The sequence below is a fragment of the Janthinobacterium sp. FT14W genome (genome assembly GCF_009208755.1).
In the GTDB taxonomy this organism is placed as follows: Bacteria; Pseudomonadota; Gammaproteobacteria; order Burkholderiales; family Burkholderiaceae_D; genus Janthinobacterium; species Janthinobacterium violaceinigrum.
Genome location: NZ_WFLL01000090.1, coordinates 1 through 7,107 on the forward strand (window position 1 = coordinate 1; position 7,107 = coordinate 7,107).

Sequence of the window (7,107 nt, forward strand, 5' to 3'; positions counted from 1 at the left end):
TGGCCCGGCGCGGCCAGGCGCCGCGCATCGGCGGCGGCTCGCCGCGCAGCTATTTCCTGGTGCTGGGCGAGGCGGGCAAGGAGCGGCGCGCCGTCTGCATCCTGCCCCGCGGCAGCGCCAGCGGCGAGGAAATCCGCCTGGCGGAGCGCCTGTTCGCCTTGCGCCTGGGCCGGCCCGTGCGCTTCCACCTGGCGTCCTCGATCGCCGAAACGGGCACGCCGCCGCAACTGGGCGACATCGTCGACCTGGACGCGGGCGACTACCTGCGCCTGCCGCCGCTGGCCAGCGTGCTGCACGCCAGGGACGGCGGCAATGACAAGCGCGACATAACCGTGCAGCTGGCAACGGTCATGACGGAAGTGGGCACCCTGGAAGTGCATTGCGTGGCCGAAGCCGATGCCAGTCAGCGCTGGCTGCTGGAATTCCAGCTGCGTGGCGAAGAGGAAGCGCCCGCCGAAACGTCTACCGTGCCGCCGCGCGTCAAGGAAGCCATCGAGAAGATCGAGCGCATCTTCGGCGGCAAGGCGCAAAAGGTCGAAACCAAGGAAGTGCGCCAGCTGCGCCAGCACCTGGAACGGGGACTGGGCGGGCGCGAAAGCTGGGACACGCCGCTGCTGCGCCATCTGTTCGACGCCCTCATGCTGCGCGCCCGCGGCCGGCGCCGCTCTGCCGAGCATGAGCGGGTCTGGCTGAACCTGGCCGGCTACTGCCTGCGTCCCGGCTATGGCGACGCGCTGGACCCGTGGCGCATCGAGCAGCTGTGGGCGATGTTCGACACGGGCGTGCAGCACCACAAGGACAGCCAGGTGTGCGCCGAATGGTGGACCCTGTGGCGCCGGGTGGCCGGCGGCCTGAGCCCGGAGCAGCAATTGCGCCTGCTCGACGATTTCGCCTTCAACCTGCAAGCCGATGCGGCGCAACGGGGCAGCCGCCCCGTCACCCTCGTCAACGGCAGCGACGACGACATGCTGCGCCTGGGCGCCTCGCTGGAGCGCATCCCCGGCGCCTACAAGGCCGAAGTGGGCGCATGGCTGCTGAAACGCCTGGACAAGGCCGGCAAGAAGGAAGATACGGCGGACACGAATACCCTGTGGGCGCTGGCCAGGGTCGGCGCGCGCCAGCCCTTCCACGGCAGCGCGCACGAAGTGGTCGACAGCGCCACCGTGGCCGAGTGGATCGCCGTGCTGCTGGCGCTGGACTGGAAAAAAACCGAGCCGGCCGCCTTTGCCGCCGCCCACCTGGCGCGCATGACGGGCGACCGCTCGCGCGACATCGCCGACGACTTGCGCGCCACGGTGCTGGCCCGCCTGAAAGCCGTCGGCGCCCCGCCCCAGTGGCATGCCATGGTCAGCGAAGTCACGCAGCTGGACGAAGCGGCGACCCGGCGCATGCTGGGCGAGGCGCTGCCGCCCGGCTTAAAGCTGATCAATTAATCAGCTGCCATCGCGCTACGCCAGCGCCACCACCAGCAGCACCACCGCCAGCGGCGCTTGCACCAGCACGATGCCGGGGTGCGTGCGGCGCAGCTGGGCCCACACGGACAGGCCCGGCACTTCTTCGTGCGGATGGTGGGCTTCGTCGCGCAGCGACATCGCGTGCAGGAACATGCCGGCGATCAGGGGACCGGGATTGACCCACCAGCCCTGCTCCAGCAAGCCGCGCGACAAATAGATGGCGAGCGCGCCGATGGCAAACGGCGAGGCCCACACCAGCACCAGCATCAGACGGATGCCATAGAATTCCGCCAGGGTGCCCATGCGGTGCATGCGGCTGAAATCGCGGTCTTCCATGCGCTTGTCGATGGCCAGTTCGGCGCGGCCGTACAGGGTCCACAGTCCGCCGAACAGGCAGCCCAGCAGCACGCCGATGACGATGTCGGCCGCAAATACCGCGTATTTGTTGACGTCGGCCGTGCCGATGCCCAGCGATGTGTGGGCGGCCGCATGCAGGTGCAGGCTGGCCTGCTCGCCTTCGGCCGTCGTATAGCGGTCGCGCACGTCGTAGGTGCTGCCGATATACACGACGTTCTTGCGCAGGGCCCCGGCAGCCACGCCGGCCTGGCCGTCGATCAGTTTGACGCGCGTGCGCGTGGGATTGACGAATGCGGGCGCCACGGCGGCCGGGTGAAACGGCGCCGTGACGGCATTCTGTTCGGCCGCCGCCCTGGCGTCACCCTGGATGACGGGTTCGAACGCCCAGCGCGCCAATTCCTTTTCGCTGTTCGTGCGCCGGGCCAGCTGGCATACGCGGCCGGCCAGCGCCAGCCCTTGCTTTTGCTCGGACAGGACGGCCGGCATGGGCTGCTTCTGCTCCTGTTCGTCGGCGCCATGCGCCAGCTCGAAGGCCACGGCCGCCAGCACGGGGCTTTTCAGCTCGATGCGCGTGACGGCACCCATGCGCTCGCGGATCCGCGGACTGGCGAAATGGATGCCTGCCGCGCAGCGCGCGCGTATCCAGGGCAGGTTTGCATTCCGCTCCGATTGCTCGGGCAGGATCAGCACCAGTTGCCGGCCATGCGCGGCCAGCTGGTCAAGCAGGCGGTCCAGCGGCCGCTCGCCCCCCTTGTGCTGTTCGTACACGGCGGGCGCCAGGTCCAGGTCGATGGCCAGCACCTGGCCGCCGCGCGCGGCGGCGCTGGCGATCAATTGCTCCAGGCGTGAACGCTGCAGCGGCTCGCGCTCGTCGAAGACCTGCTCGAACGCGGGCTGGTCGATTTCGATGATGCCGGGCCGGTAGGCGGCGCCCGGGTCCTTGCCCCGGTTCAGCAGTTGCCCCTGTTCCGCGCTGGCGCGCAGCATGGCCGCATCGAGCCATTCGAGCACGTGCAAGCCTTCCAGCGCCAGCATCAGCGCGGCGATCAGGCTGGCACCGATCACGTGGTGCAGCAGGTGCGTGCCCGTCAGCTTGAAGGCAGCCCCCACCCGCGAGACGGGCCACAGCAGGCGCCGCCAGAGCGGCGGACGCGGTTGGTCTGGCTGGCTGGTTTCCACGGTGCCTGCTCCTTGCGTGCGGCGCATGAATTATCACTCAAGCAACAAGTGATGACGAAAGGACAGTGTATTGCAGTTGTGCCCGTTCCGCCGCACGGCTGGCCAGGGTCAGCCTGGCTCCCTATTTCGGCTTGGCCAGCAGCAGCTTGCCCAGCGCTTCGAAGGCGGGCGTGGTGGTCGGATCGTTGGCCGCATTGGCCGCCGTCGGCGTGGAGGCAAAGCGCACGATCACCATTTCCGCCTTCGGATCGACGTAGATGCGCTGGCCGTACACGCCGCGCGCCATGTAGGCGCCATGCTCGTTATGCGTGACCCACCACATGTCGCGGTAGCTCCAGCCTTGCAGCAGGTCGTAGCCGCCCTTGGCGAACAGCTGCTTGTCGCCGCCGCGGCGGATATCGGCGACGGCCGCGCGGGGGATGATTTGCTGGCCGTTGTAGCGGCCATCGTTGCGCAGCATTTCGCCAAAGCGCGCCAGGTCGCGCAAGCCCGCGCTCAAGCCGCCGCCGGCAAACGGCGTGCCCGTCGAATCGACGCTCATATAGGCATCCTGCTCGGCGCCCAGCTTCTGCCAGATATGTTCGGACAGGTAATCGTTGACGTTCTGCCCCGTGACGCGGGCGATGATCCAGCCCAGCACGTCGGAGTTGACCGTGCGGTAGCCGAACGCCTCGCCATGCCGGCCTTCGTGCTGCACTGTTTGCAGGTACTCGAAATAGCTGCGCGGCCCTGTGTAGTCCTTGGGCTTGGGCAGCGGATTGCCGGCCGCCGCGTGCTGCCACACTTCCGCTTTCGGGTCGGCATAGTCTTCGCTGAATTTCAGGCCCGTGGTCATGTCGAGCACCTGGCGCACGGTGGCGTCGCCAAACGCGGATTTGACCAGTTCCGGCACGTAGTCGGCCACTTTCCTGTCCGGATCGAGCCTGCCTTCGGCCACCAGCGCCGCGCCCATGGTGCCCATCACGGACTTCGTTACCGACATGGCGCCATGCTGGCCGCTGTCCTTCAGCACGCCAAGGTAGCGCTCATACACGATGCGGCCCCGGTGCAGCACCACGATGCCGTCCGTGTAATTGGCGCCCAGCGACTGCTCCCACGTCATCGTGTCCTTCGCCCCCAGGGGCGTGAAGCGCAGGCCGTCGATATCATTGCGCAGCGCGCGCTGCAGGGGCACGGGCGCCTTCAGGCCGCGCGCCACGCTCACCGTCGGCATCAGCTGGCGGAAGTGCGACACGCTCCAGCGCAGCTGCGGGAAGGTGAAATAGCTGCCATCGTCGAAGCGGATGATTTTATCGGCCGGCGGCGGCGCGCCCACCATCCATTTCAACGCGGCCGGGTCGCTGGCGGCTGCCGACAACGGCGGCGCCGTCTCGGCCGCATGGGCGCTGGCGGCCAGCGCCAGGCAGGCGGCGCCCAGGGCCAGGCGTTTCATGCTGGGAAAATCGTTCATGCGATGCTCTCCTTGATAAACAGAATATTTAATAGACCCATACGACATTCGCCAGCCAGCCCGTCCACGTCCTGGCCTGCCCGTTCACCAGCTGGTTGACGCCCGACTGCGCGAATGAAGCGCTGAAACCCAGGGTCAGATAGGTATTCGGGTTCACCACGCGCACGTATTTGACGAAGACATCGTTCGCCAGCATCGGGCGCAGCACGCCGGCGATCACCACGGGCGCGTCGCCCGGCACATCGAGGCGCGTGGCCTGGCCGAACTGCAGCGGGCTGCCCATCTGGTTGGCGCGCACCTGGGCCAGGTAAGCAATCACGGTGTCTTTCGGCGTCGGATGCAGCTCGATGGTGGCCTGCAGCGCATTCACGTTGGCGTTGACGAAGACCCAGGTCGCCTTGCTGCCCGAGGCCCAGGCGCCGGGCGTGCCTTCGAAGAAAAGCGGGTCGAAGCGCTCGTTGCGGGCCGTGTGCGGGTCGTCGCCGGAAAAACTCTGGTAGCCGAGCGTAAACTTCGGCGTCCACGCCACGTCGGGCAGCGAAAAGCCCCCTTCCGTGCGCCAGCCCCAGGCCCGCATCGGCTCGCGCGTATTCCATTCGCGCGTGGCGTCGACGCCGAACCAGCCTTTCGGCAGCACGCTGAGCAGCACGGGAACGCGCGCGTAGCCATACACGAACTGCAAATCCTTGCGGCCGTCCGGCACGGCCAGCGGCGCGCCGATGCCGCCAGGCGCCGCCTGCGGATACGCGGCATGCGAACGGGGCACCTTGCCATACGCGATGCCGGCCTTGCGGTCGTTCGCGGGCGCGTAGCTGACGTCCACGCCCACCAGGCGCGTGCCCGAATCGTTGTCGGGGTTTTCATTCGGGTCCAGGTAAAACGCCTGGGCACTGAACGCATCCTGGCTTATTCTGGCCACCGCGGAATTCTGGAAGGCCTTGCGCGGTCCCAGTTTCAGCGCGCCCCGGTCAAAGCCGTTCGAGCCCCCATTGGCGATCAGCATGCCCGTGCCCAGCGTGAAATTCTGCGCGCCGGCCGACAGGTCGAGCATGGCGCGCGTGCCGCCGAGCGGCATGCGGATGCCGGCGACGAATTCCTCGATCGAGATGCGGCCAGTGTCGCCCGCGCCAAACGGATCGTGGCGCAAGGTGCCCGAGCCCACGGCGGAGACGCGCGCATACAGCTGCTTGCCGTCGCTCAGGTTGCGCTTCAAGCCGAGCGCCGGCTTGACGTAGAACTCGTACCAGTAGGGGTTGAAATCGAAGTCGGGATTGCGCGCCGGCGTATTCGACAGTTTCCAGAACAGATTGCTTTCGCCGGCGACCTGCACGCCCGCTTCCACGGAACGCGTCATTTGCCAGCCGGCGTCGATATCCGGTTCGACGGCTGCGCGCCGGGCCACTTCCCTCTCCAGGCTGCTCTGGCCATCGGGATCGAGCTGGCCGGCGGCGCCGCAGGCGGCACTCCCTCCCAGCAAGGCCAGCGCGAACGCACGGCGCACCAGTAACATCGCTTGCATGGCCATTGGTATCCCTTGCGATAGCTGACTGTATATTGGAGCAGATGTTATCAGAGATGCTCTCTTTTATTGTTTTAAAGCATTCTATTGTGCGGCCCCACGTCTTGAGACAAACGTCTCACGCGCGCACCATGCTGCGGCGCAGGATGCGCGGCCCGGCGCTTCGTGCTAAAAACGGAGTCGACAAGCGAAACACCCTCAAAACACCAGATACCGTGACACTGGAGAGCGCCATGCCCTACGTCCGCCAGACCAGCCATATCGACCGCGTGCGCGACCTGATCGCGGGCAGGATCGTCAATCCGGGGGCCGATACGGCCAGGCTGGCCTCGTCCTACCGGCGCTCGCTGGACGACTACCGGCTCGATCCCGCCTCGACGACGGGGCCGCGCATCCTGACGGGCGCCGAACTGCGCGCCATCCAGCAGGCCGAGGAAGGCTTCCTGCGCTCGACGGGCCAATGCCTGCCGCGCCTGCATGCCATGGTGCGCGAAGCCGGCTACTGCGTCATTCTCGCCAATGCGCGCGGCGTGACCATCGACTACGCGGTCGACGCGGACCAGCGCAAGGATTTCAAGAAGGCGGGCCTGTACCCGGGCTCGTGCTGGTCGGAGGAAGAGGAAGGCACGTGCGGCATCGCCTCCGTGCTGCTCGACCAGGAAGCCATCACGGTGCACAAGAGCGACCATTTCCGCGCCGCGTTTACGGGCCTGACGTGCAGCGCCGCGCCCATTTTTTCGCCGCACGGCGACTTGATCGGCGTGCTCGATGCCTCGGCGCTGACTTCCCCCGACGCGCGCGACAGCCAGCGCCTGGTCAAGCAGCTGGTGCGGCAAGGCGCGACCCTGATCGAGGACGGCTTTTTTCTCAAGTCCTACGGCCATTGCTGCATCCTGCTGGCGCACCGCAACCGCCACTTCGTGGAAGTGCAGCCCGAGATGCTGCTCGCCATCGACGAACATGGCAACGTCGTCGCCGCCAACCGCTGTGCGCGCGACGTCATCGCCGGCCTGGCCAGCCTGCCGCGCCCCGTCGCCGAGGTGCTGGACGTGCGCGCCGAGCGCCTGTTCGATGCGCGCGCGGGACACAACCTGCTGTCGCTGCGCCTGGCCGGCGGCAGCACCTGGCTGCACGCCCGCGTGCGGGCA

The 7,107-nt window shown here is 67.5% G+C and carries 4 protein-coding genes and 1 pseudogene; 2 read left to right on the forward strand and 3 right to left on the reverse strand.

Annotation, left to right across the window (positions count from 1 at the left end; translation table 11 throughout):
- Positions 1 to 1,433, forward strand: a pseudogene (locus GCN74_RS27835) (molecular chaperone DnaK); the annotation flags it as partial.
- Positions 1,434 to 1,448: 15 nt separating this feature from the next.
- Here the strand turns inward: GCN74_RS27835 and GCN74_RS27840 are convergent.
- The 3 genes from GCN74_RS27840 to GCN74_RS27850 all read right to left on the reverse strand — a co-directional run bounded on the left by GCN74_RS27840 (position 1,449) and on the right by GCN74_RS27850 (position 5,959).
- On the reverse strand, positions 1,449 to 3,017 hold the full coding sequence (locus GCN74_RS27840) for a CHASE2 domain-containing protein (RefSeq protein ID WP_152259660.1): 1,569 nt from the start codon (positions 3,015 to 3,017) through the stop codon (positions 1,449 to 1,451).
- A gap of 94 nt (positions 3,018 to 3,111) precedes the next feature.
- Positions 3,112 to 4,440: a serine hydrolase domain-containing protein gene (locus GCN74_RS27845; protein ID WP_152259661.1), complete on the reverse strand. Its 1,329-nt coding sequence runs from the start codon at positions 4,438 to 4,440 to the stop codon at positions 3,112 to 3,114.
- A 28-nt stretch (positions 4,441 to 4,468) separates the two neighbouring features.
- The gene (locus tag GCN74_RS27850) at positions 4,469 to 5,959 is read right to left on the reverse strand and encodes an alginate export family protein (RefSeq protein WP_193317302.1); all 1,491 of its coding nucleotides are present in this window, start codon (positions 5,957 to 5,959) and stop codon (positions 4,469 to 4,471) included.
- A gap of 233 nt (positions 5,960 to 6,192) precedes the next feature.
- On the opposite strand from GCN74_RS27850, the gene GCN74_RS27855 reads away from it, so the two are divergent.
- The coding region (locus tag GCN74_RS27855; RefSeq protein WP_152259663.1) for a sigma-54-dependent Fis family transcriptional regulator at positions 6,193 to 7,107 on the forward strand (915 nt) is incomplete at its 3' end.